Source organism: Bradyrhizobium sp. HKCCYLS2038 (genome assembly GCF_051167655.1).
GTDB lineage: Bacteria > Pseudomonadota > Alphaproteobacteria > Rhizobiales > Xanthobacteraceae > Bradyrhizobium.
The window spans coordinates 293,231-314,717 of the sequence record NZ_JBNPTM010000004.1 but is presented as its reverse complement, the minus strand read 5'-3'; the positions used below and the strand labels follow the sequence as shown (position 1 = coordinate 314,717).

19 protein-coding genes are annotated in these 21,487 nt (G+C 64.6%); 13 read left to right on the top strand and 6 right to left on the bottom strand.

Features of this window, described 5'->3' with window-relative positions:
- Positions 1-83: 83 nt before the first annotated feature.
- Positions 84-971 (top strand): branched-chain amino acid aminotransferase, encoded by an 888-nt coding sequence (locus ACQR1I_RS19465; protein ID WP_434866164.1) that lies wholly within the window; start codon positions 84-86, stop codon positions 969-971.
- A 1-nt stretch (position 972) separates the two neighbouring features.
- Here the strand turns inward: ACQR1I_RS19465 and ACQR1I_RS19460 are convergent, their stop codons facing one another.
- From ACQR1I_RS19460 to ACQR1I_RS19450, 3 genes are read right to left on the bottom strand one after another with little or no spacing between them, the layout of a single operon-like run.
- A complete protein-coding gene (locus tag ACQR1I_RS19460; protein WP_434866163.1) occupies positions 973-1,857 on the bottom strand; it encodes an acyl-CoA acyltransferase in 885 nt (294 codons plus the stop codon).
- 39 nt (positions 1,858-1,896) lie between these two features.
- On the bottom strand, positions 1,897-2,859 hold the full coding sequence (locus ACQR1I_RS19455) for an amino acid--[acyl-carrier-protein] ligase (RefSeq protein ID WP_434866162.1): 963 nt from the start codon (positions 2,857-2,859) through the stop codon (positions 1,897-1,899).
- A gap of 43 nt (positions 2,860-2,902) precedes the next feature.
- On the bottom strand, positions 2,903-4,129 hold the full coding sequence (locus ACQR1I_RS19450; RefSeq protein WP_434866161.1) for an acyl-CoA dehydrogenase family protein: 1,227 nt from the start codon (positions 4,127-4,129) through the stop codon (positions 2,903-2,905).
- A gap of 337 nt (positions 4,130-4,466) precedes the next feature.
- On the opposite strand from ACQR1I_RS19450, the gene ACQR1I_RS19445 reads away from it, so the two are divergent.
- From ACQR1I_RS19445 to mtnA, 3 genes are all read left to right on the top strand, one after another.
- A complete protein-coding gene (locus ACQR1I_RS19445; protein ID WP_434866160.1) occupies positions 4,467-4,739 on the top strand; it encodes a phosphopantetheine-binding protein in 273 nt (90 codons plus the stop codon).
- A gap of 89 nt (positions 4,740-4,828) precedes the next feature.
- On the top strand, positions 4,829-5,704 hold the full coding sequence (locus tag ACQR1I_RS19440; protein WP_434866159.1) for an S-methyl-5'-thioadenosine phosphorylase: 876 nt from the start codon (positions 4,829-4,831) through the stop codon (positions 5,702-5,704).
- 13 nt (positions 5,705-5,717) lie between these two features.
- Positions 5,718-6,824 carry an S-methyl-5-thioribose-1-phosphate isomerase gene (gene mtnA, locus ACQR1I_RS19435; RefSeq protein WP_434866158.1) on the top strand — a complete coding sequence of 369 codons (1,107 nt, stop codon included), beginning with the start codon at positions 5,718-5,720 and terminating at the stop codon, positions 6,822-6,824.
- Between the two features lie 38 nt (positions 6,825-6,862).
- Here mtnA and ACQR1I_RS19430 read toward each other — a convergent pair whose 3' ends face one another.
- Positions 6,863-7,498: an HAD-IA family hydrolase gene (locus tag ACQR1I_RS19430; protein ID WP_434866157.1), complete on the bottom strand. Its 636-nt coding sequence runs from the start codon at positions 7,496-7,498 to the stop codon at positions 6,863-6,865.
- Positions 7,499-7,589: 91 nt separating this feature from the next.
- On the opposite strand from ACQR1I_RS19430, the gene ACQR1I_RS19425 reads away from it, so the two are divergent.
- Both ACQR1I_RS19425 and ACQR1I_RS19420 read left to right on the top strand, forming a co-directional pair.
- The gene (locus tag ACQR1I_RS19425; RefSeq protein WP_434866156.1) at positions 7,590-8,357 is read left to right on the top strand and encodes a S1 family peptidase; all 768 of its coding nucleotides are present in this window, start codon (positions 7,590-7,592) and stop codon (positions 8,355-8,357) included.
- Between the two features lie 103 nt (positions 8,358-8,460).
- Positions 8,461-9,963: a flavin-containing monooxygenase gene (locus tag ACQR1I_RS19420; protein WP_434866155.1), complete on the top strand. Its 1,503-nt coding sequence runs from the start codon at positions 8,461-8,463 to the stop codon at positions 9,961-9,963.
- 258 nt (positions 9,964-10,221) lie between these two features.
- Here the strand turns inward: ACQR1I_RS19420 and ACQR1I_RS19415 are convergent, their stop codons facing one another.
- Both ACQR1I_RS19415 and ACQR1I_RS19410 read right to left on the bottom strand, forming a co-directional pair.
- A complete protein-coding gene (locus ACQR1I_RS19415; protein WP_434866154.1) occupies positions 10,222-11,136 on the bottom strand; it encodes a response regulator in 915 nt (304 codons plus the stop codon).
- Entirely contained in the window at positions 11,126-14,500 is a 3,375-nt protein-coding gene (locus ACQR1I_RS19410; protein WP_434866153.1) for a hybrid sensor histidine kinase/response regulator, read from the bottom strand. Before ACQR1I_RS19410 ends, ACQR1I_RS19415 begins: the two co-directional genes overlap by 11 nt.
- A 187-nt stretch (positions 14,501-14,687) precedes the next feature.
- On the opposite strand from ACQR1I_RS19410, the gene urtA reads away from it, so the two are divergent.
- The 7 genes from urtA (at position 14,688) to ACQR1I_RS19375 (ending at position 21,469) form a co-directional block, all read left to right on the top strand.
- Entirely contained in the window at positions 14,688-15,950 is a 1,263-nt protein-coding gene (gene urtA, locus ACQR1I_RS19405) for an urea ABC transporter substrate-binding protein (protein ID WP_434866152.1), read from the top strand.
- A 243-nt stretch (positions 15,951-16,193) separates the two neighbouring features.
- A complete protein-coding gene (gene urtB / locus ACQR1I_RS19400) occupies positions 16,194-17,120 on the top strand; it encodes an urea ABC transporter permease subunit UrtB (RefSeq protein ID WP_434866151.1) in 927 nt (308 codons plus the stop codon).
- A 34-nt stretch (positions 17,121-17,154) separates the two neighbouring features.
- A complete protein-coding gene (gene urtC / locus ACQR1I_RS19395; protein ID WP_434866150.1) occupies positions 17,155-18,291 on the top strand; it encodes an urea ABC transporter permease subunit UrtC in 1,137 nt (378 codons plus the stop codon).
- Between the two features lie 10 nt (positions 18,292-18,301).
- Positions 18,302-19,057 carry an urea ABC transporter ATP-binding protein UrtD gene (gene urtD / locus ACQR1I_RS19390; RefSeq protein WP_434866149.1) on the top strand — a complete coding sequence of 252 codons (756 nt, stop codon included), beginning with the start codon at positions 18,302-18,304 and terminating at the stop codon, positions 19,055-19,057.
- A gap of 15 nt (positions 19,058-19,072) precedes the next feature.
- Positions 19,073-19,762: an urea ABC transporter ATP-binding subunit UrtE gene (gene urtE / locus ACQR1I_RS19385; protein ID WP_434866148.1), complete on the top strand. Its 690-nt coding sequence runs from the start codon at positions 19,073-19,075 to the stop codon at positions 19,760-19,762.
- A 36-nt stretch (positions 19,763-19,798) separates the two neighbouring features.
- Positions 19,799-21,028 carry a formamidase gene (gene fmdA, locus ACQR1I_RS19380; protein WP_434866147.1) on the top strand — a complete coding sequence of 410 codons (1,230 nt, stop codon included), beginning with the start codon at positions 19,799-19,801 and terminating at the stop codon, positions 21,026-21,028.
- A 99-nt stretch (positions 21,029-21,127) separates the two neighbouring features.
- The gene (locus ACQR1I_RS19375; protein ID WP_434866146.1) at positions 21,128-21,469 is read left to right on the top strand and encodes an FmdB family zinc ribbon protein; all 342 of its coding nucleotides are present in this window, start codon (positions 21,128-21,130) and stop codon (positions 21,467-21,469) included.
- The last annotated feature ends 18 nt before the right edge of the window (positions 21,470-21,487 follow it).

The window sequence follows — 21,487 nt, the reverse complement described above, 5'->3', positions numbered from 1 at the left end:
ATGAGCAGTGGCGGAGCGAGGAGATCCTTAAAATTTCCACGCCAGAGCTGTAGGATCGATCGCTGTCCAATGGGAGCGCCGCCATGACCCACATCGTCAAGCCCGTCAGCTACTCGCAGACCTGGACGTATTTCGACGGCGAATGGCGCGAGGGCAATGCGCCGATCATGGGCGTGCGGACACATGCGACGTGGCTCGCATCGACGGTGTTCGACGGCGCCCGCGCCTTCGAAGGTGTCACGCCCGATCTCGACCGCCACTCCGCGCGGGTCAATCAGTCGGCAGCGAATTTCCGGCTCAAGCCTGTGGTCGATGTGGAGACCTGGATGGGGCTGGCGCGCGAAGGCATCGCGCGGTTCGGCGCGCGGGCGGAGCTCTACATCCGTCCGATGTATTGGGCGCAGCATGGCGCCGGCGGCGGGGTGCTGTTCGATCCTGACACCACCAACTGGTGCCTGTGCATCTACGAGGCGCCGATGCCGCAGCCGACCGGGAATGCCATCACGCTGTCGCCGTTCCGCAGGCCGACCGCCGAATGTGCGCCGGTCGATGCCAAGGCCGCCTGTCTGTACCCGAACAATTCGCGCGCGCTGATCGAGGCCGCCTCGCGCGGCTTCAACAATTGCCTGATGCTGGATCTGCTCGGCAACGTCGCCGAGTTCGGCAATGCCAATGTGTTCATGGTCAAGGACGGCGTCGTGTTTACGCCGGTGCCCAACGGCGCGTTCCTCAACGGGATCACCCGGCAGCGCGTGATTGACCTGCTGCGCGGCGACGGCGTCAGCGTGGTCGAGACGACGCTGCGCTATGACGACTTCCTGAGTGCCGACGAGATCTTCTCATCGGGCAATTTCGCCAAGGTCGCGCCGGTCATTCGCATCGACGAGCGGACGCTGCCGATCGGTCCGGTCTTCACCCGCGCACGCCGGCTGTATTGGGACTATGCGCATCAGGTCAGGGCGGCCGCCTGAGCTAGGGGCCATACAACGGCAGCTCGGTGTCGGTGAGATCTCCGAGCCGCGGCGGCTGCGGGCCATTGATGTACTTCCGGCCACGCCGTTCGGTGAAGATGCCGATGAGACCGTCGATCGGCCCGTTGGCGTCGAATATCACGGAGACGCAGGCACGGCGCAGCAGCAGAAGCCGGCCGACGGCGCCGGCACAACTGACATAGTCGGAGATGTCGCGGCAGTAAATCAGCTGCATCGCGGGCAATGCGAAGCGCCCTTGCCGAATCCGAACCTTCTGCAGCACCAGCGGAACGGGTCCCGTCTTCGATCGCACCACGATGCTGAGGCAGCCATAGCGCGCATGGCGGATCAGCAACTCGGCTTCGTCCGCCGGAATGCCGTCGACAGCCCGGGCGTCCGCGCTGACTTGGTCGATCGGCGAGCCAAGGCCAGCGGTCGAGAGCAGGGGCACCGAGAAGAACAGGCCCTTGCAATAGGCTTGAAAGCCCTGCGCCTCGATGATCGGCCAGGTCTGACGCGCTGCGCTGATGTTGACGTAGGTCACCTCGGGCCGACGCTGCGCGATGCGGGTCAGCATCGTTGCGTAGTTGCGGAACGCCGGCTCGACATACCAGCTCGACAGGTTGCACCAGATCCGAGGCTCCGAGACCGTGCCGCGGTCGGTGTAGATCAGCAGCAGCACGCCGACGGCGGCGCCGTCGTTTTCGAGCAGATAGCCATAGCGGGGATAGCCCGCAGGAATGGCCCGCGTCGACTGGCGGCGCAGGCCGCGCGCCCAGTAGTCGCGCGACCGCCGGGGGAAACCGCGCGTCAGCAGATCGGCGACCGGGTCGAGATCGGAATCTCCGATCTCCCGGCACCGGATCAACGGCTTGAGCGCGGTCATGGGGTGGACTGCCGATCTCCGAGCAACAGCGGCGCGGCGTCAGCCGACGGCGTCGGCCTGCCGCTCCAGCTGCAATGCGTTGCGCACGCGGGTGGGCCAGCGTGCGAGGTCGACGCCATGGGTGTGGAACAGGGCGACCGCCAGCCGATCCATGCCGAACGCGACACAGCCGGTATGGGCCGGCGCGCCTTGGGCGTCAGTGATGCCCCAGGTGGTGCCGAAATGCTCGCGGTGATAGTTGAAGCTCATGCACGCGGTCGGCTGTTCCTCCGAGCGCAGCGGCACCAGCAGCTCGAATTTCAGCGCCTGCTGCTTCTGGCTCACGGCCTTCATCTGGCCGACCCGGCCAAAGAACGGATCGCTGGCGTGATCGACGCGGAACGACAGGCCGAGATCCCTGGCGATCGCCTGAGCCTTCACCATCCAGCGGTCGCGGAAGGCCGAGACGTCGTCGGGCGTGCCGATGCAGACATACTCCCGCATCCGGAACGATTGCAGGCGGTCGAGGTGGCGCGAGGGCTCGCGGCGGAAGCAATCGGCGGCGACGTCGAAGCGCAGGCCGCCGACCGGCAATGCGCCGCGGCTCGCCGCGATAGGATACACCGGATAGCAGGCCGCCGGCGACAGCACGAGATCGGCTGGAGACAGCGACGTCGTCCAGTCACCGCCGCGATCGAAACGGGCAACGGCCTCATGAATGTCGCGCTCAGTGCCATGCAGGCCGCAGACGCAGCCGAGCAGGTTCGGGAAGCTCTTGAGATAGCCGGATTTCTCCAGCTGCGCGCGGCTCATGACCGGCGGAAAGCGCATCACCTCGGTGCCGGGCTCGCGATGCCGGGTGATCAGCGCGCTGAGCTGGTCCACCACGCCTTCATACAGCGCGGTGCGGGCGTAGACGCCGTCGGCGCCCATACGATGAAACAGCACGTCGGTCAGATGATCGAGCGCATCCGTCGGCTGAGGAGCAATCTCGGGCGACAGCGGGAGAACGGGGATCGTCATTCTGCAAAATCCTGAGTGGAGGCAATGGCTGCGATCGGCAAGATCATTCGTAGAGCGAGGTCGGTACCGCGCTCATCAGGTTCGCGGTCGCGATGTTGGTCAGGATGCGATCGTTGTTGATCATGATCGGTGCCGACAGCACGTCGCGGAGATGACGGCCGATCGAGAACTCGCCGTCATTGCGGTAGCCGGACAGGCCGCAGGCCCGCATCGCGTGCATCACGGTCTCGACCGCGAGCTCCGACGCCTGCACCTTCAGCAGCGTGATCGACGATTGAAAGTCGAGCGACGACAGCGCGCGCTCGTCATATTCGTGGGCGACGAACGCGTCCATGTTGGTGACGATCATCGCGCGCAGTCGCGCCAGCGCCATCTTCGCTGCAGTGTAGTGCGCAGCCGCCGGCGGCATCTGTCCACCGGCGCCGCGGGCCGCCTTGCGCAGGAATTTTTGCGCGCGTTGCACGGCGGCGGCGGCGATGCCGGCCCAGGCCGAGGACCAGCAGAGATGCGCAAACGGCGTCATGGTCTGGCCGTGAATACGGTCATAGGATTCGCTGAACATCCGGTCAGACGGACAGTTCACCTGGAGCGCGAAGCCGGTCGAGCAGGTGCCGCGCATGCCGAGCGTCTCCCAGCCCAGCGTGCGTGTCATGGTGTAGTCGTCCTTGGTCAGCGCCAGCAGCACCTGGTCGGACGCTGCGGCGCCATCGGCGCGCCGCGCGATCGTAACGAGACCATCGGCCTCGGCGCCGTACGAGATCACGGTGGCGTCGCGCTTGAGCGTGATGCGGTCGCCGTCATGGCCGACCGCTGCCGCGCTGGCGCGGATGTTGCCGCCGTTCTGGCCTTCGGTGGTGGAGGAGGCCATCAGCAGCTGCTCGGACGCGATCCGGCGCATCAGCGCTTCCATATACACGCTGCCGCGACCGTGGCGCACCAGGCAGGCAATCTTGGTCTGATGCATGGCGAAGATCATGGCGCTGGAAGCGCAGGCGCTGCCGAGCGCGTAGCAGACGTCGGCGATGTCATGGACCGAGGCGCCAAAGCCGCCGAACTCGACCGGAATCTGCATGCCGAGCAGTCTGTGCTCGCGCGCGGCATCGATCGCGGCTTTCGGGAAGCGCCCGTCGCGGTCGACGTCGTCGGCCTCTGCTGCGGCCTGTGCGGCAACAGCGCTGCTGCGCTGGACGAACAGTGAGCTGCGATCGAGCAGCAGGCCATCGTCGTCGTCGGAGGTCGGATTGCGAAGCGCGGTTCCCTGGACAGTCATGACCGATCGGTGCTCCGGATTTTGCCTTGTTTGAGAGATCGGCACGCGCATCCCGTCGCGTGCATCGATGTCCTGCACGACAACGCAGGGTATGGATTTGATTCAAATGCGTCGACGAAATTCAGCGTAAACGCCGTGGAATCCCGGGGCAGGGGTTAATTCCAAGTTGTTGCGGCTGGGAGGATTCTCTCCATGACGTTAGCGTTAAAGCCAATTCACCAATGGATCAGGGGGATCGCGTAACCTTTTTGCCAATCGAGTGCGTTACGTCTCATCGATCCGTCCGACGGTTGCGTCCGGCGGACCCATTCAATCGATGATCAGAAAGAGGTCGGGCATGGCGGGTTTCGAAGGCGACGTCAGCAAGCGGATTGTCGCGCTGGTGCGTGACATCCTCGCGCAGAATTCGATCGTCGCCGATCCGGCGAGCGATGCGAAGCTCGTCGATGTCGGCCTGACCTCGATGGACATGGTCAATCTGATGCTGGCGATCGAAGCGGAGTTCGACTTCACCATTCCGCAGGAGCTGATTACGCCGGAGAACTTCCAGTCCGTCGCGACGCTCGAGCGACTCGTGGCCGGGCAGCTTGCGGGCGCGAAGGCCGCATAGCGCCGATCCGGCTGCGGCCGGTCCCGTCGTCGCTGTTTTCAATTCGCAGCAAAGCTGGCATTCTCATCGCCGTTGGAGATGGGGACGTCATGACGAAGGCTGTGCTTGGCATTATCGGCGGATCGGGCATCTATGATCTGCCGGGCTTGGAAGACGCGCGCGAGGAGATGATCGCGAGCCCCTGGGGCGAGCCGTCGGCGCCGGTGCGCCGTGGAACCATCGCCGGGCTGCCGATCGTGTTCCTGCCGCGTCACGACAAGGGACATCGGCTGTCGCCGTCCGACATCAACTACCGTGCCAATATCGACGTGCTGAAGCGGGCCGGCGTGACCGACCTGGTGTCGCTGTCGGCGTGCGGCTCCTTCAAGGAAGATTTGCCGCCCGGCACGTTCGTGCTGGTCGATCAGTTCGTCGATCGGACCTACAAGCGCGAGAGTTCCTTCTTCGGCAAAGGCTGCGTCGCCCACGTGTCGATGGCGCATCCGGTGTCGCCGCGGCTGCGCATTCATCTGGCTGCGGCGGCCGAGGCCGAAGGCATCGCGATTGCCCGCGGCGGCACTTACGTCTGCATGGAAGGCCCGCAATTCTCGACCTATGCTGAGAGCATGACCTACAAGAGCGCGGGCTATTCGGTGATCGGCATGACCAACATGCCCGAGGCCAAGCTCGCGCGCGAGGCCGAGATCTGCTACGCGACGGTCGCGATGGTGACCGACTTCGACTGCTGGCACCCGGATCATGACGCCGTGACCGTGCAGGACATCATTCGCGTGCTCACCACCAATGCCGACAAGGCCAAGGGGCTGGTGGCGCGGCTCGCCCGCGAGTTTCCTCGAGAGCACGAGCCGTGCCCGATCGGCTCGGACCGGGCGCTCGATACCGCCTTGATCACGGCACCGGAAGCCCGTGATCCCGAACTCCTGAAGAAGCTGGATGCGGTCGCCGGCCGTATTCTGCGCGGTTGAAGGGAGGTCGGACATGAAGGTCGACGGCAAACACTATCGCAGCATCTGGCTCGATTCCGACGGCTGGTCGGTCTGCGCGATCGATCAGCGGCGGCTGCCGCATGAGTTTGTGGTGGCGAAGATCACGACCTGCGAGGAGGCGGCGGACGCGATCCGTCATATGCTGGTGCGCGGCGCGCCGCTGATCGGCGCCACCTCCGCGTTCGGCATGGCGCTGGCAATGCGTGATGACCGCTCCGATCCCGGCATCGATCGCGCCTATGAGATGCTGATTGCGACGCGACCGACGGCGATCAACCTGAAATGGGCGCTCGACACCATGAGCACGATGCTTCGCCGGCTGGCGCCGTCGGAGCGGCGTGATGCGGCCTATGCGCGGGCGGTCGATATTGCGGGTGAGGACGTCACCATCAATCAGGGGATTGCGGCGCACGGCCTGGCGCTGATCGAGGCGGCTGCCGCGCGCAAGAAACCCGGTGACGTCGTCAACGTGCTGACGCATTGCAACGCCGGCTGGCTCGCGACGGTCGACTGGGGCACGGCGACGGCGCCGATCTATCTCGCGCATGATCGCGGCATTCCGATCCATGTCTGGGTCGACGAGACGCGGCCGCGCAACCAGGGCGCTTCGCTCACCGCCTGGGAGCTCGGGCACCATGGCGTGGCGCATACCGTGATTCCGGACAACACCGGCGGGCACCTGATGCAGCACGGCATGGTCGATCTCGCGATCGTCGGGACCGATCGCGTCGCCGCGAATGGCGACGTCTGCAACAAGATCGGCACCTATCTGAAGGCGCTGGCGGCACATGATAATGGCGTGCCGTTCTATGTCGCGCTGCCGTCGCCGACGATCGACTTCGCCGTTGCCGAGGGACGGCAGATTCCGATCGAGCAGCGCAGTGCGCAGGAGGTCACCGAGATGACCGGCCGGACGGCCGATGGTCGTATCGAGACCGTGCGTATCGTGCCGCCGGGATCACCGGTTGCCAATTACGGCTTCGATGTCACGCCTGCGCGATTGGTGACCGGACTGATCACCGAGCGCGGTGTCCTGCAGGCAGATGGCGCAGCGCTGGCGGCGGCGTTTCCGGAGCGCGCGAAGCAGACAAATTTCTAGGGCACTCGTCATTGCGGGCGTAGCGCTCGCAATGGCGGCTATGCAAGTCTCAGCCCGGTCGCGGCTTCGAGCTCGGTGATCGCCTGCGCGGCGCTGACGACCTTAATCGTTGTCATGCCCATCTCGCGCGCCGGCTTCAGATTGACACCGAGATCGTCGAGATAGACGCAGTCCGCCGGGCTGACGCCGAGCGCCTCGGTCATCATCTGGTAGATCCGCGGATCCGGCTTGCGCAGGCCGATCTTGGCCGACTCGATCACATGTTCGAACAGCGCCATCACTTCGGCGACGTAGAACGAGCGGCCGCCCAGGCTGCCGATCGCGTTGGCCGGCAGATTGTTGGTGATGCAGCCGGTCTTGCATTCGGCCTTGATGCGGCGCAGCGCCTCGACCATCTCCGGGCGGAGATCGCCGGCCAGCAGCGGCAGCACCTCGCGGCCGCTGACCGCAGCGCCGCCCAGGGCCAGCGACTCCTCGGCAAACAGCCGGTCGAACGTATCGATGTCGATTTCGGCACGCTCGAACTTGGCCCAGGCGTTCTCGAGATGGTTGGCGGCGTTGGTGTTGCGGATGATGTCGACCGGATAGCCGCGCTCCTGCTCGAAGCGCGCGAACGCCTCGAACGGCGATGTCGTCATCACGCCACCGAAATCAAAGATCACTGCCTCGACCATCGCCACTCTGTCCTTCGTTCGATCATGCGACGATCGCTAACACGGCGCGTCACGCTTGGCGATATCGTCGCCGGACGCTATTGCTGGCACCATGAAGCTGTCCGTTGCGATCACTCTTGCCACCCTGCCGGTCTCGTCGCCGGCGCTGGCCATCGTCGGCAATGCACCGGCCGCAGCAGATGGTATCGGGCGCTCCGTCGTCACGATCGTCGGTTCGCGCGGCAATTTCTGCAGCGGTGCGCTGATCGCGCCGAAGCTCGTGCTGACCGCCGGCCATTGTGTGCAGCCGGGCGTCGATTACCGCATCGTGGAATACGATCGCGACCGCAAGCCTGTCCTGAAGACGGTGCGACGGGTGGCGGTGCACCCCGGCTTCAGCGTGCAGGCCATTCTCGCCCATCGTGCCACCGCCGACGTCGCGCTGCTGGAAATGGAAACCCCGGCAAAGGACCGCGTCCCGGTGGCGCTCAGCGTGCCGCAGGCGCCGCTGGCGGCCGGCAATGCGTTTGCGGTCGCAGGCATTGGTGTCGCAATTCCCGGTGACGGCAAGAGCGGTGGCGTGGTTCGCGTCGCGCCGCTGGTCGCGACCGGCAAGCCCGGAACTTTGCAGATCCGGCTCATCGATCCGGCAACCCAAGGCGCCAAGCCGGGACTCGGCGGCTGCACCGGTGATTCCGGTGGTCCCGCTTTCGAGACGCAGGCGCAAGGACAGGTGCTGATCGGCGTGATCTCGTGGTCGACCGGGCCCAATCTCGCTGACGGCTGCGGCGGCATGACGGGCGTCACGCCGCTCACGCTGTATCGCGACTGGGTGGTGCAGACCGCGCGGCAATGGGGCATGCCGCTCGGCGGAAATTGAGATCGTCCAGAACTGGCTGCGGCTCGCGCGCGGGTTGACCATCGTCGTGATCGGGTCCAGCCTGTCAGGCGAGCAAACAACAAGACCAAGCCCAAGGACACCCATGAACGTCATCGCGCCCATCCGTGAGGCTGCGTCCTCGCAGGCGACCGAACATTTCGACGTGCTCATCGTCGGAGCCGGCATCTCCGGCATCGGCAGCGCCTATCAGTTGACCAAGCAGATGCCCGGCACGCGCTTCGTGATCCTGGAAAGCCAGGACGGTTTCGGCGGCACCTGGCGCACGCATCGCTATCCCGGCATCCGCTCCGACAGCGATCTGCACACGTTCGGCTACAGCTTCAAGCCGTGGGTCGGGCCGCCGATCGCGACCGCGGAGGAGATCCTCACCTACATGGGCGACGTGATCGAGGAGAACGATCTCGGCCGTCATATCCGTTACGGCCATCGCATCCTCTCGGCGAGCTGGTCGAGCGCGACCAATCTCTGGACGGTGCATGCGGTGAAGGGGGCCGATCAGGAGCCCGTCACGATCACGGCCAACTTCCTTTGGATGTGCCAAGGCTATTACCGCCATTCGAAGGGCTACACGCCGGAGTGGCCGGAGATGGCGAGCTTCAAGGGCCGCATCGTCCATCCGCAGCTGTGGCCGGAGGACCTCGATCTCGCCGGCAAGCAGGTCGTGGTCATCGGCTCCGGTGCGACGGCGGCGACCATCCTGCCGTCGATCGCCGGCAAGTGCGCGCATGTCACGATGCTGCAGCGCTCGCCGACCTATTTCCGCATCGGCCGCAATGCCATCGAGATCGCCGAGGAACTGCGACGGCTGCAGATCAAAGAGGAGTGGATCCACGAGATCGTCAGGCGCAAGATCCTGTTCGAGCAGGACTGGTTCACCAAGCGTTGCCTGACGGAGCCGGAGCAGGTCAAGAAGGAGCTGATTGGCCAGATCAGTGCCATCATCGGTCCCGAAGAGGCGGCCAAGCATTTCACGCCGAGCTATCGGCCGTGGCGGCAGCGCATCGCCTTCGTACCGGATGCCGATCTGTTCGAGGGCATCAAGAGCGGCAAGGCGTCCGTGGTCACCGACGAGATCGAGCGCTTCACGGAAGGCGGCATCAAGCTGAAGTCGGGCGACGAGCTGAAGGCCGACATCATCGTGACTGCCACTGGCTTCGATCTCTGCGTGCTCGGCGACATCGCGTTCACGATCGACGGCAAGCCACTGGATTTCGCCGACACCGTCACCTATCGCGGCATGATGTTCACCGGCGTGCCGAACCTCGCCTGGGTGTTCGGCTATTTCCGCGCCAGCTGGACGCTGCGCACCGATCTCGTCGCGGACTTCGTCTGCCGGCTGCTCGCGCACATGAAGCAGAAGGGTGTGGGCAGGGTCACGCCGGCCTTGCGGCCCGAGGATCACAACATGCCGCTGTTGCCCTGGATCGATCCGGAGAACTTCAATCCGGGCTACATGATGCGCAACATGCATCTCCTGCCCAAGCGCGGCGACAAGCCGGAGTGGCAGCACAGTCAGGACTATTGGAGCGAGAAGGACCAGATCCCCGCCATCGATCTGGATGACCCGGCGTTCGTGTATGAGTGAGGCGACGTTGGATTGGTGACGAGTTGCGTCCAAAAATCCGGTGTCATCCCGGCCAAGCCCTGGCGTCGCGGAGCGACGTCCAGGGCGCAGAGCCGGGATCCATAACCACCGGCGGACGGGTCGGGCACAAGGTCAACTGACATCCTGCCTCAAGACGGATCACGCGGTATGGGTCCCGGGTCGGCGCCCACTGACGCGTTTCGTCAGTGGGCTTGCCCGGGACGACAGCGATGGTTGGCGCAGGCAGATCGGCTCGCCTCAACTCTCCCGCCGTGCGGCGCCGGTTGCGATCGCGGCGGCGGCGGTGCGGTTCTCGACGCCGAGCTTGGCGTAGATCTGTTCCAAGTGCTTGTCGACGGTGCGCGGGCTCAAGCCCAGGATCTGCGCGATGTCGCGATTGGTCTTGCCCTTGGACAGCCAGGACAGCACCTCGCTCTCGCGCGAGGTCAGGCCGAACTCGCTGGAGAATTGTTTAGGCAGTTCGTCAGCCTCCTTGGCAAGCCGCAGCAGGAACTCGTTGGATCCGGCGCTGCCCATGTAGTACAGGCGCAGCTCGGGATGATCCGGGATCGAGGCTGCCGTCTTGGCGCCTCCCTTGCCCTTCTGGGCCTGATCCAGCCAGGACCGTAATGTGTCCGGCAGCATGAGTTCCTCGACATCGCCGAAACTGTCCGACAACAGCCGCTGTGCCTGCGGCGTGGCCCACATCAGCCGGCCCTCGCGATTGACCGCAAGCAGGAAGCGGCCGGAGACATCGAGCGCGGCCCGCGCGCTCTGCGTCATCCGGGCATTCGCCAGATGCACGCGGATGCGCGCCAGCATTTCCTCGACCGCGATCGGCTTGGTGACGTAGTCGACGCCGCCGGCCTCCAGCCCCTGCACGATGTGCTCGGTGTCGGCCAATCCCGTCATGAAGATGACCGGCACGTTCGAGAGACCGGATTCACGCTTGAGTTTGCGGCAGGTCTCGAAGCCGTCCATGCCGGGCATCACGGCATCGAGCAGGATGATGTCGGGCGTGATCTGGTCGACGATGCGCATGGCGGCGGCACCATCGAGCGCGACCATCACGGTCATCCCGGCGCCGTCCAGTGCGTCGGTGAGCAGGCGGAGCGTCTCCGGCGAGTCGTCGACGACCAGCGCGACGTCGCGCTTCTTGCTGTCAGTGCTCATAGGCGTGCAGGGTCTTCAGAGTGGCCATGTACTGGTCGAGCTCGAACCGATCGACCAGCCCGCGCATCTGTGCCACGAAATCGGCGTGCTCCGGATGGCTGCTGCCGATCTCGTCGAGCTTGATCTGGATGGCCCTGACATAGCCGATCTGGCCAAGGCCCATCAGCTCTTCGACAAATTTCAGGGGCGGTCGCGATCCAGTGTCGGGTCGCCAGTGTGGCTGGGTGACCGGTTGATCGGTCTGATAGCTCCATTCGAGCTTCAGCAATTGACGTATCGCCTCAAGCAGACGGGGAATGTCGATCGGTTTCATCAGATAGCTGTCATGAAACGGCTGCGCCAGCGGCCGCCCATGGGCCTCGAGCGCGCTGGCCGACGTCATCAGAATCCGCGCCTGGCGATGGCCGCTGCTGCGCAGTGTCTCTGCGACCGTCCAGCCGTCCATGCCGGGCATCGAAATGTCGAGAATGAACAAGTCCGGCTGGCAATGCTGCGCCAGTGCCAGGCAGGCCGCGCCATCCGGCGCGCTCAGCAGAATGAAGCCGAGCGGCGTCAGCACCTCGCGCAGGAGATCGCGATGCACTGGGTCGTCGTCGGTGACGAGGATGGTCTTGCGCGGACCGAGATAGCCGGCCACCGGCGCCTTCACCGGCGGATGCCGTGTCGGGTTGGTCACCTCTGACAGCAGGATCTTGACCTTGAACGTGCTGCCTGTGCCGACCTTGCTCTCGACCTTGATGTCACCTCCCATCACGCCGGCGAGCAGGCGGCTGATCGTCAGCCCGAGTCCGGTGCCCGTCTGCGGTTGGGAAACACCGAGCGCGCCGCGCTCGAACGGCGCGAAGATGCGCTCGAGATCGTCGGGCTGGATGCCCGGGCCGGTGTCGATCACCTCGAACTCCGCCACGGGGCTGCGATAGTGCACGACGAACTGGACGCTGCCGTCCTGGGTGAACTTGATGGCGTTCGACAGCAGGTTGATCAGGATCTGACGCAGCCGCTTCTCGTCGGCGTAGACGACCAGCGGCAGCACCGCCGGCCGCTTGAACACGAAATCGACGCCTTTTGCCGCCGCCTGTAGCCGGAACATGCCGACGAGCTGGTCGAGGAAGTCGTTCAAGCGCACCTCGTCGCGCGACAGATACAGCCGTCCCGCTTCGATCTTGGAGATGTCGAGAATGCCGTCGATCAGGCCGGACAGATGATCCGCGCTGCGGCGGACAACGCGAACCTGGTCGCGCGGCTTCGGCGCCAGGCTCGTGTCCTGCTCGAGCAGTTGCGCGTAGCCGGAGATCGCATTCAGCGGCGAGCGCAGCTCATGGCTCAAGCCAACGACATAGCGGCTCTTGGCGAGGTTGGCGGACTCCGCGACTTCCTTGGCCCGTTGGAGTTCGGCATCGGTGCGCTTGTGGGCCTCGATCTCCTGGATCAACAACTGGGTCTGGCGCCGTGTTTCGGCTTCCGCCGCGCGGCGGCTCTGCTGCGCCAGCACGAACAGCCAGGTCACCACGCCGATGATGATCGACAGGGCGAAGAACACCTTCCAGAGCACGTCTGAGATGATACCCCTGAAGCCGGGCAGCGCCGCTGACGTCTCCAGGTAGATCATGCCGAGCGTCAGTGCGACGAGACCGGCCGAGGTCAGGAAGACCCCGACGTAGTGCCCGAGCTGTGAGTTGATCCTCGACAGAATGGCGTCCGGCAGCATGCCGCTGAGCGCGGCCGAGACCTGGGCCTGCGCCCGGCCATGCGGCTTGCAAAGATCGTGGCAGCGGGCGTCGAGCGAGCAGCACAGCGAGCAGATCGGGCCGGCATAGGCCGGGCAGGACGCGGTGTCCTCCGGCTCGAAATGATGCTCACAGATGCAGCACTGGATCTGCTCGATGTTCTGCCAGCTCCGCTTCGGCTTGCGCGCCAGATAATATTTGCCGTCGGTGAGATAGGCGATGGCAGGCGCAGTGACGAGCGCGACGCCGAGCGCGACGAAGGTCGACAGCGCCTTTCCCATCGGGCCGAACAGGCCGTAAAAGGCGCTGATCGAAACGATGGTCGCGATCGTCATGGCGCCGACGCCCACTGGGTTGATGTCGTAGAGATGGGCGCGCTTGAACTCCATCTGCTGCGGCCGCAGGCCCAACGGCCGATTGATCACGAGGTCCGCCACCAGCGCGCCGACCCAGGAGATCGCGATGTTCGAGTACAGTGCGAGCGTCTGCTCCAGCGCCTTGTAGACGCCGATCTCCATCAGGAGCAGCGCCACGACGACGTTGAACACCAGCCAGACGACGCGGCCCGGATGGCTGTGGGTCAGGCGCGAGAAGAAGTTCGACCAGGCGATCGAACCGGCATAGGCATTGGTGACGTTGATCTTGATCTGCGAGACGATCACGAAGGTGCCGGTCAACGCCAGCGCCAGGTCCGGACGTGCCAGCACGTAGCGGAACGCCTCCAGATACATGTGCGCCGGCTCGGCGGCGCGGTCGGCCGAGACCCCGTGGCTCAGCGCGAAGAAGGCGAGGAACGAGCCCGCCAGCAGCTTCAATGCGCCGAGCACGATCCAGCCGGGACCGGCCGACAACAGCGCGATCCACCACGACCGTCGCGACGTGCGGCGGTCACGCGGCAGGAAGCGCAGGAAGTCGACCTGCTCGCCAATCTGCGCGACGAGCGAGAACACCACGGCGGCCGCGGTGCCGAACAGCGCCAGATCGAGATGGCCCATCGGGTCGCCATGTTCGCCGGGAAACTGCTGCCACTCGGCGAAAGAGTGTGGGCTCGCATAGGCGATCGCCGCGAACGGAAGAATGTGCAGCACCACCCACAGCGGCTGTGTCCACAACTGGAAGCGGCTGATCAGCGTGATGCCATAGGTGACGAGCGGAATGATGACGACGGCGCTGATCAAATAGCCGATCGGACGCGGTATGCCGAAGCACATCTCCAGCGCGGAGGCGAGGATGACGGCCTCGATGGCAAAGAAGATGAAGGTGAAGGACGCATAGATCAGCGAGGTGACGGTCGAGCCGATATAGCCGAAGCCGGCGCCGCGCGTCAGCAGGTCGATGTCGATGCCGCATTTCGCAGCATGATAGGCGATCGGCAGGCCGCAGCAGAAGATGATGAGGCTGGCGACCAGGATCGCGGCGGTGGCGTTGGTGACGCCGTAGTTCAGCGTGATGGTGCCGCCGATTGCCTCCAGCGCCAGAAACGAGATCGCGCCCAGCGCCGTGTTGGCGACGCGCGCGGCCGACCAGCGCCGCGCACTCTTGGCCGTGAAGCGAAGCGCGTAGTCCTCCAACGTCTGGTTGGCGACCCACTGGTTGTACTGGCGCCTGACGCGGTCGATCCGCTGTCGCCCTGCCACTCTCGAACTCCTGAACGCGAAGCGGTTCGCCCGCACGCTCCGTCCTGCCCCTCGCAGGATCTGCGTAGAGCCTACGTCGCGCTTTTGCGGTGCAGTATACGCAATCTTGCGTATCTGTGCAGTGCACAAACCGCGCCATCCTTCGTCCGACCCAAAGCGTGTCCTCGAACCAATGAATGGGGTGCTCATGTCAGACGAAACTGAAAAAGGCCTGAAGTCGCCACTTCGGCGCCAATTGCTGATGGGAATGGCCGCAATTCCGGCACTCGCCATGATGCCGCGGCCGTCCTTCGGCGCCGGTCCCGCAACCTCTGCTGTCAATACGACCGGACTTGCAGTCACGGATAGCGAAGTGACGGTCGGTATTCTGCACTCGGTCACCGGTACCATGGCGATCTCGGAGACCGGCTCGGTGCAGGCCGAGAAGCTCGCGATCGAGCAGATCAACGCCTCCGGCGGTGTGCTCGGGCGCAAGATCAAGTACATCCAGGAGGACGGTGCCTCGGATTGGCCGACCTTTGCCGAGAAGGCGAAGAAGCTCCTGGTCAACGACAAGTGCGCTGCCGTGATGGGCTGTTGGACCTCGGCCTCGCGCAAGGCGGTGCTGCCGGTGTTCGAGCAGTACAACGGCATGCTGTACTATCCGACCTTCTACGAAGGCCTCGAGCAGTCGAAGAACGTCATCTACACCGGCCAGGAAGCGACGCAGCAGATCATCGCCGGCCTCGACTGGGTCAACAAGACCAAGGGCGCGAAGACGTTCTACCTGCTCGGCTCCGACTACATCTGGCCGCGCACCTCGAACAAGATCGCCCGCAAGCACATCGAGGGCCATCTGCAGGGCGCCAAGGTCGTCGGCGAGGAGTACTTCCCGCTCGGCCACACCCAGTTCAACTCGGTCATCAACAAGATCAAGCTGACCAAGCCGGACGTGATCTACGCGATCATCGTCGGCGGCTCCAACGTCGCCTTCTATAAGCAGCTCAAGGCGGCCGGCATCGACATGTCGAAGCAGACCTTGCTCACCATCTCCGTCACCGAGGACGAGATCGACGGCATCGGCGGTGAGAACATCGCGGGCGCCTATGCCTGCATGAAGTACTTCCAGTCGCTCGACAACGCCAACAACAAGGCCTTCGTCTCCGAGTTCAAGAAGATGTGGGGCGAGAAGACCGTGATCGGCGACGTCACCCAGGCTGCCTATCTCGGCCCGTGGCTGTGGAAGTTGACGGTCGAGAAGGCCGGCAGCTTCGACATCGACAAGATCGCCGCGGCCTCGCCCGGCATCGAGTTCAAGGGCGCGCCGGAAGGCTACGTGCGGATCCACGAGAACCACCATCTCTGGTCCAAGACCCGCGTCGGCCGCGCCAAGGCGGACGGTCAGTACGAGCTGATCTACGAGACCGCCGATCTCGTCGAGCCCGATCCGTTCCCGAAGGGCTACCAGTAAGCGGCCGATCGCAGCATCTGACCGATGCTGTTGCCGCGAGCGCGGTGCGACTCCCCTCCCCCACGCCGCAATCGCGCAGCGATTGTCGGCAGCGGGGAGGGGTTGGGGGTGGGGGTCCGCATACTCCAGCAGAGTTGAGTCCCCACCACCGCTACCGCCGAGCGGAGCGGACGACCTTGGCTGCGGGCGCTCGTTGTCCGCGCGCCGATCCAATTCCAGCAGGGCATCACGAGAGGACGGATCATGTTCGGCGACTATTCCATCGGCGACCTCGGGGCCATCTTCGCGATGCAGGGTTTCGCGGGCCTCATCCTGTTTTCGGTCTACGTGCTGATGGCGCTCGGACTTGCCATCATCTTCGGCCAGATGGGCGTCATCAACATGGCGCATGGCGAGTTCATGATCCTCGGCGCCTACGTCACCTGGATGACGTCGAACGCGTTCCAGCATTTTCTGCCGGCGCTGTTTCCCGGCTATTTCTTCGTCGCAATGGCCCTCGCCTTCGTCGTCTCCGGCTCCCTCGGCATGCTCGTGGAATGGGCGATGATACGCCGTCTCTACAAGCGGCCGCTCGATACGTTGCTCGCCACCTGGGGCCTCAGCCTGATCCTGCAGCAGGCCTATCGCTCGGTGTTCGGCGCGCGCGAGGTCGGCGTTGAGCTGCCGGAGTGGATGATGGGCTCCTGGCAGGCGACCGACGCCATCCAGATCCCGATCAACGGCATGTTCGTGATGTGCCTGACCATCCTGATCACGATCGTCGTGGCCTACGTGCTGTTCCTGTCGCGCTGGGGCAAGCAAGTGCGCGCTGTCGTACAGAACCGCGTGATGGCCGGCGCCGTCGGCATCAATACCGAGAAGGTAGACCGCTACACCTTCGGCCTCGGCTGCGGCATCGCCGGCGTCGCCGGCTCCGCCTTCACCATGATCGGTTCGACCGGTCCGACCGCGGGCCAGCTCTACATCGTCGATACCTTCCTGGTCGTCGTGTTCGGCGGCGCGGCCAGCCTGCTCGGCACCATCGCCTCTGCCTTCACCATCTCCCAGGCGCAGTCGACGATGGAATTCTTCATGTCCGGCTCGATGGCCAAGGTGCTCACGCTGCTGGCGATCGTCGCCATCCTGATGATGCGGCCGCAGGGCCTGTTCGCCCTCAAGGTCCGCAAGTGAGCCAGCTCCGATAGTCCAACAAGAAAGCACGGTCATGATCAATTCGCGCTTCTTCAACCGATCGGAGCTCATCGGCTTCGTCTCTCTGCTGCTCTTGCTGGTCGTCATTCTGCCGCTGGCGCTGGACATCTTCCGTCTCAACCTGGTCGCGAAGTATCTGACGTACTCCTTCGTCGCGGTCGGTCTGGTGCTGTGCTGGGGATATGGCGGCATTCTGAGCCTGGGGCAGGGCGTGTTCTTCGGCCTCGGCGGCTATTGCATGGCGATGTTCCTGAAGCTGGAGGCCTCCAGCGTTGCCAACACCAAGATCCAGTCGACGCCGGGCATTCCGGACTTCATGGACTGGAATCAGCTGACGCAGCTGCCGTTCTTCTGGAAGCCGTTCCAGAGCTTCCCGTTCGCGCTCGCTGCGATCATCCTGGTGCCGGCGGTCTTCGCGTTCATCATCGGCGCCGCGATGTTCAAGCGGCGTGTCGGCGGCGTCTACTTCGCGATCATCACCCAGGCGATCGCCGCCATCATGACCATCCTGATCGTCGGGCAGCAGGGCTACACCGGGGGCATCAACGGCATCACCGACCTGCGCACCCTGCACGGCTGGGACATCCGCACCGACCATGCCAAGTACATCCTCTACTTCGTCGAGGTGTTCTTCCTGTTCGCCGCCATCCTGGTCGCGCAGTTCATCCGCCTGACCAAGCTCGGCCGCATCCTGGTGGCGATGCGTGAGCAGGAGGACCGCGTGCGGTTCTCCGGCTATAGCGTCGCCAACTTCAAGATCTTCGCCTTCTGCGCGGCGGCGGTGTTCGCAGCCGTCGGCGGCGCGCTGTTCACGCTCGAGGTGGGGTTCATGTCGCCGTCCTTCGTCGGCATCGTGCCGTCGATCGAGATGGTGATCTACACCGCGGTCGGCGGCCGCCTGTCGATCTTCGGCGCGGTCTATGGCTCGCTCCTCGTCAACTTCGCCAAGACCAGCCTGTCCGAGACCTTCCCGCAACTCTGGCTGTTCGGCCTGGGTGCGCTGTTTATCGCGGTGGTCCTCGCCTTCCCGAACGGATTGGCCGGCATCTGGGGTGACTACGTGCAGCCGCGCATCGACCGGCTGCTGGCCTCCCGCACCAAGAAATCCGGCAATGGCGGCCTGGTCGCCGACGGCGCCCCCGCAGAGTGAGGAGACAGCGATGCTCATCGGTCATCAGCCCAAGGAATTCCTGCTCGCGGTCGAAGCGCTGACCGTCTCCTTCGACGGCTTCAAGGCGGTCAACGATCTCTCCTTCTACGTCGAGGAGAACGAGATCCGCGTGATCATCGGCCCGAACGGCGCCGGCAAGACCACGGTGCTCGACCTGATCTGCGGCAAGACCAAAGCGACCTCCGGCTCGATCCAGTTCCGCGGCAAGGAGCTGACCAAGCTGCGCGAGAACGAGATCGTCAAGGCCGGTGTCGGCCGCAAGTTCCAGACGCCCTCGGTGTTCGAGGATCTCAGCGTGTTCGAGAATCTCGAGATCTCGTTCCCGCGCGGCCGCACCGTGTTCGGCTCGCTGGCGTTCAAGCGCGATGCTGCCGTCAAGGACCGCGTCGAGGAGGTCGCCGAGATGATCTTCCTGAAGGACCGTCTCAAGACCTCGGCGGCCGAGCTCAGCCATGGCCAGAAGCAGTGGCTCGAGATCGGCATGCTGCTGATTCAGAACCCGGACCTGCTGATGCTCGACGAACCGGTCGCCGGCATGAGCGTCAGCGAGCGCGCCAAGACCGCCGAGCTGCTCAACCGCATCATCAAGGACCGCTCGGTGCTGGTGATCGAGCACGACATGAAGTTCGTCGAGGACATCGCCCACAAGGTCACCGTGCTGCACCAGGGGCAGATCCTCTCCGAGGGCACGATGGACAAGGTCAAGAACGATCCCAAGGTTGTCGAAGTCTATCTCGGGCATTGAGCAGGAGCAGAACTGATGTTGGCAATCTCCGATCTCCATGTCGCCTACGGCCAGAGCGAGGTGCTGCATGGCCTGAACGTCAAGGTCGCGCCCAACGAGATCGTTGCGATCATGGGGCGCAACGGCATGGGCAAGACCACGCTGATGAAGTCGCTGATGGGCATCCTGCCGGCGAAGAGCGGCTCGATTGCGATGGACGGCGCCGAGCTGTCGGCCATGAAGAGCTATGAGCGCGTCGCGAAGGGCCTCGCCTACGTGCCGCAGGGCCGCATGATCTTCTCCACCATGACGGTCAAGGAGAACATCGAGACGGGCCTCGTCGTCTCCGGCGAGTCCGAGGTGCCCGGCGACATCTACGAGCTGTTCCCGGTGCTGCTCGAGATGAAGGGCCGCCGCGGCGGCAATCTCTCCGGCGGCCAGCAGCAGCAGCTCGCGATCGCGCGTGCGCTCGCCACCAAGCCGAAGGTGCTGCTGCTCGACGAGCCGACCGAAGGCATCCAGCCGTCGATCATCAAGGAGATGGCGCGCACCCTCAAGCGCATCCGCGACGAGAAGGGGCTGTCGATCGTCGTCTCCGAGCAGGTGCTGAGCTTCGCGCTCGACATCGCCGACCGCGTGCTGGTGATCGAGAACGGCGAGATCGTCCGCGACGATCCGCGCGACCAGGTCGATGCCGCGCAGGTCTCCAAATATCTGTCCGTCTAACCACTCCGTCCAAGCAAAGGTAAAGGGGAGCTCTTGATGCCTGACACACTGATCAAGGTCGATCTGACCAAGTCGGCCTACGAGAACGACAAGGTGCACAATCGCTGGCACCCGGACATTCCGATGGTGGAGTGGGTCAATCCCGGTGACGACTTCATCATCGAGACCTATGACTGGACCGGCGGCTTCATCAAGAACAACGACTCCGCCGACGACGTGCGCGACATCGATCTCTCGATCGTGCACTTCCTGTCCGGCCCGATCGGCGTCAAGGGCGCGGAGCCCGGCGATCTTCTCGTCGTCGACCTGCTCGATGTCGGTCCGCTGAAGGAGAGCCTGTGGGGCTTCAACGGCTTCTTCTCCAAGCAGAATGGCGGCGGCTTCCTGACCGACCATTTCCCGCTGGCGCAGAAGTCGATCTGGGACATCAAGGGCCTCTACACCTCGTCGCGCCACGTCCCCGGCGTGAACTTCGCCGGCCTGATCCATCCCGGCCTGATCGGCTGTCTGCCCGATCCGAAGCTGCTCGCGACCTGGAACGAGCGCGAGACCGCGCTGATCGCGACCAACCCGACCCGCGTGCCGGGCCTCGCCAACCCGCCATTCGCGCCGACCGCGCATGCCGGCCAGGCCAAGGGCGACGTCAAGGACAAGATCGGCGCCGAGGGCGCCCGCACCGTGCCGCCGCGCGAGCATGGCGGCAACTGCGACATCAAGGACCTGTCGCGCGGCTCGAAGATCTACTTCCCGGTCTACGTGCCCGGCGGCGGCCTCTCGATGGGCGATTTGCACTTCAGCCAGGGCGATGGTGAGATCACCTTCTGCGGCGCCATCGAGATGGCGGGCTGGCTGCACATCAAGGTCGACGTCATCAAGGACGGCGTCGCCAAGTACGGCATCAAGAACCCGATCTTCAAGCCGTCGCCGATCACGCCGAACTACCGCGACTACCTGATCTTCGAGGGCATCTCGGTCGACGAGGCCGGCAAGCAGCACTACCTCGACGTCCACATCGCCTATCGCCAGGCCTGTCTCAACGCCATCGAGTACCTGAAGAAGTTCGGCTACTCCGGCGCCCAGGCCTATTCGATCCTCGGCACCGCGCCGGTGCAGGGCCACATCTCCGGCGTCGTCGACGTACCCAATGCTTGCGCGACGCTCTGGCTGCCGACCGAGATCTTCGACTTCGACGTGATGCCGTCGTCGGCGGGCCCGATCAAGCACATCAAGGGCGACATCCAGATGCCGATCTCGCCGGACAAGTAATTCTCCTCCCTGCGCGACGGGATGCGGGACGGCAGCGTATCGGCCGCCCCGCATCCGCCGCGCGGACTGGAGAGACGATGTTGCGCAGGAGACGAGACAATGCCGGTCTATGAATATCTCTGTAATGAATGCGGTCCGTTCACCGACATGCGTCCGATGGCGGAATGTGATGATCCGCAGGTCTGCCCGCAATGTGCCGACATGGCGCCGCGCGTGATCCTCACCGCGCCTGCCTTCGCCTGCATGCCGGCGGAGCGGCGCACGGCGCATGCCACCAACGAGCGCAGCCGCCACGCGCCGCAGACGGTTGCGGAATACAAGGCCAAGCACGGCGCGGGTTGCGGCTGCTGCTCGCCTAAGAAATCGCCGCGGCTGATGACCAAGACCAAGAGCGGTGCCAAGGGTTTTCCGACGGCGCGGCCCTGGATGATCAGCCACTGAACGCGCGCGAGGGGCGGC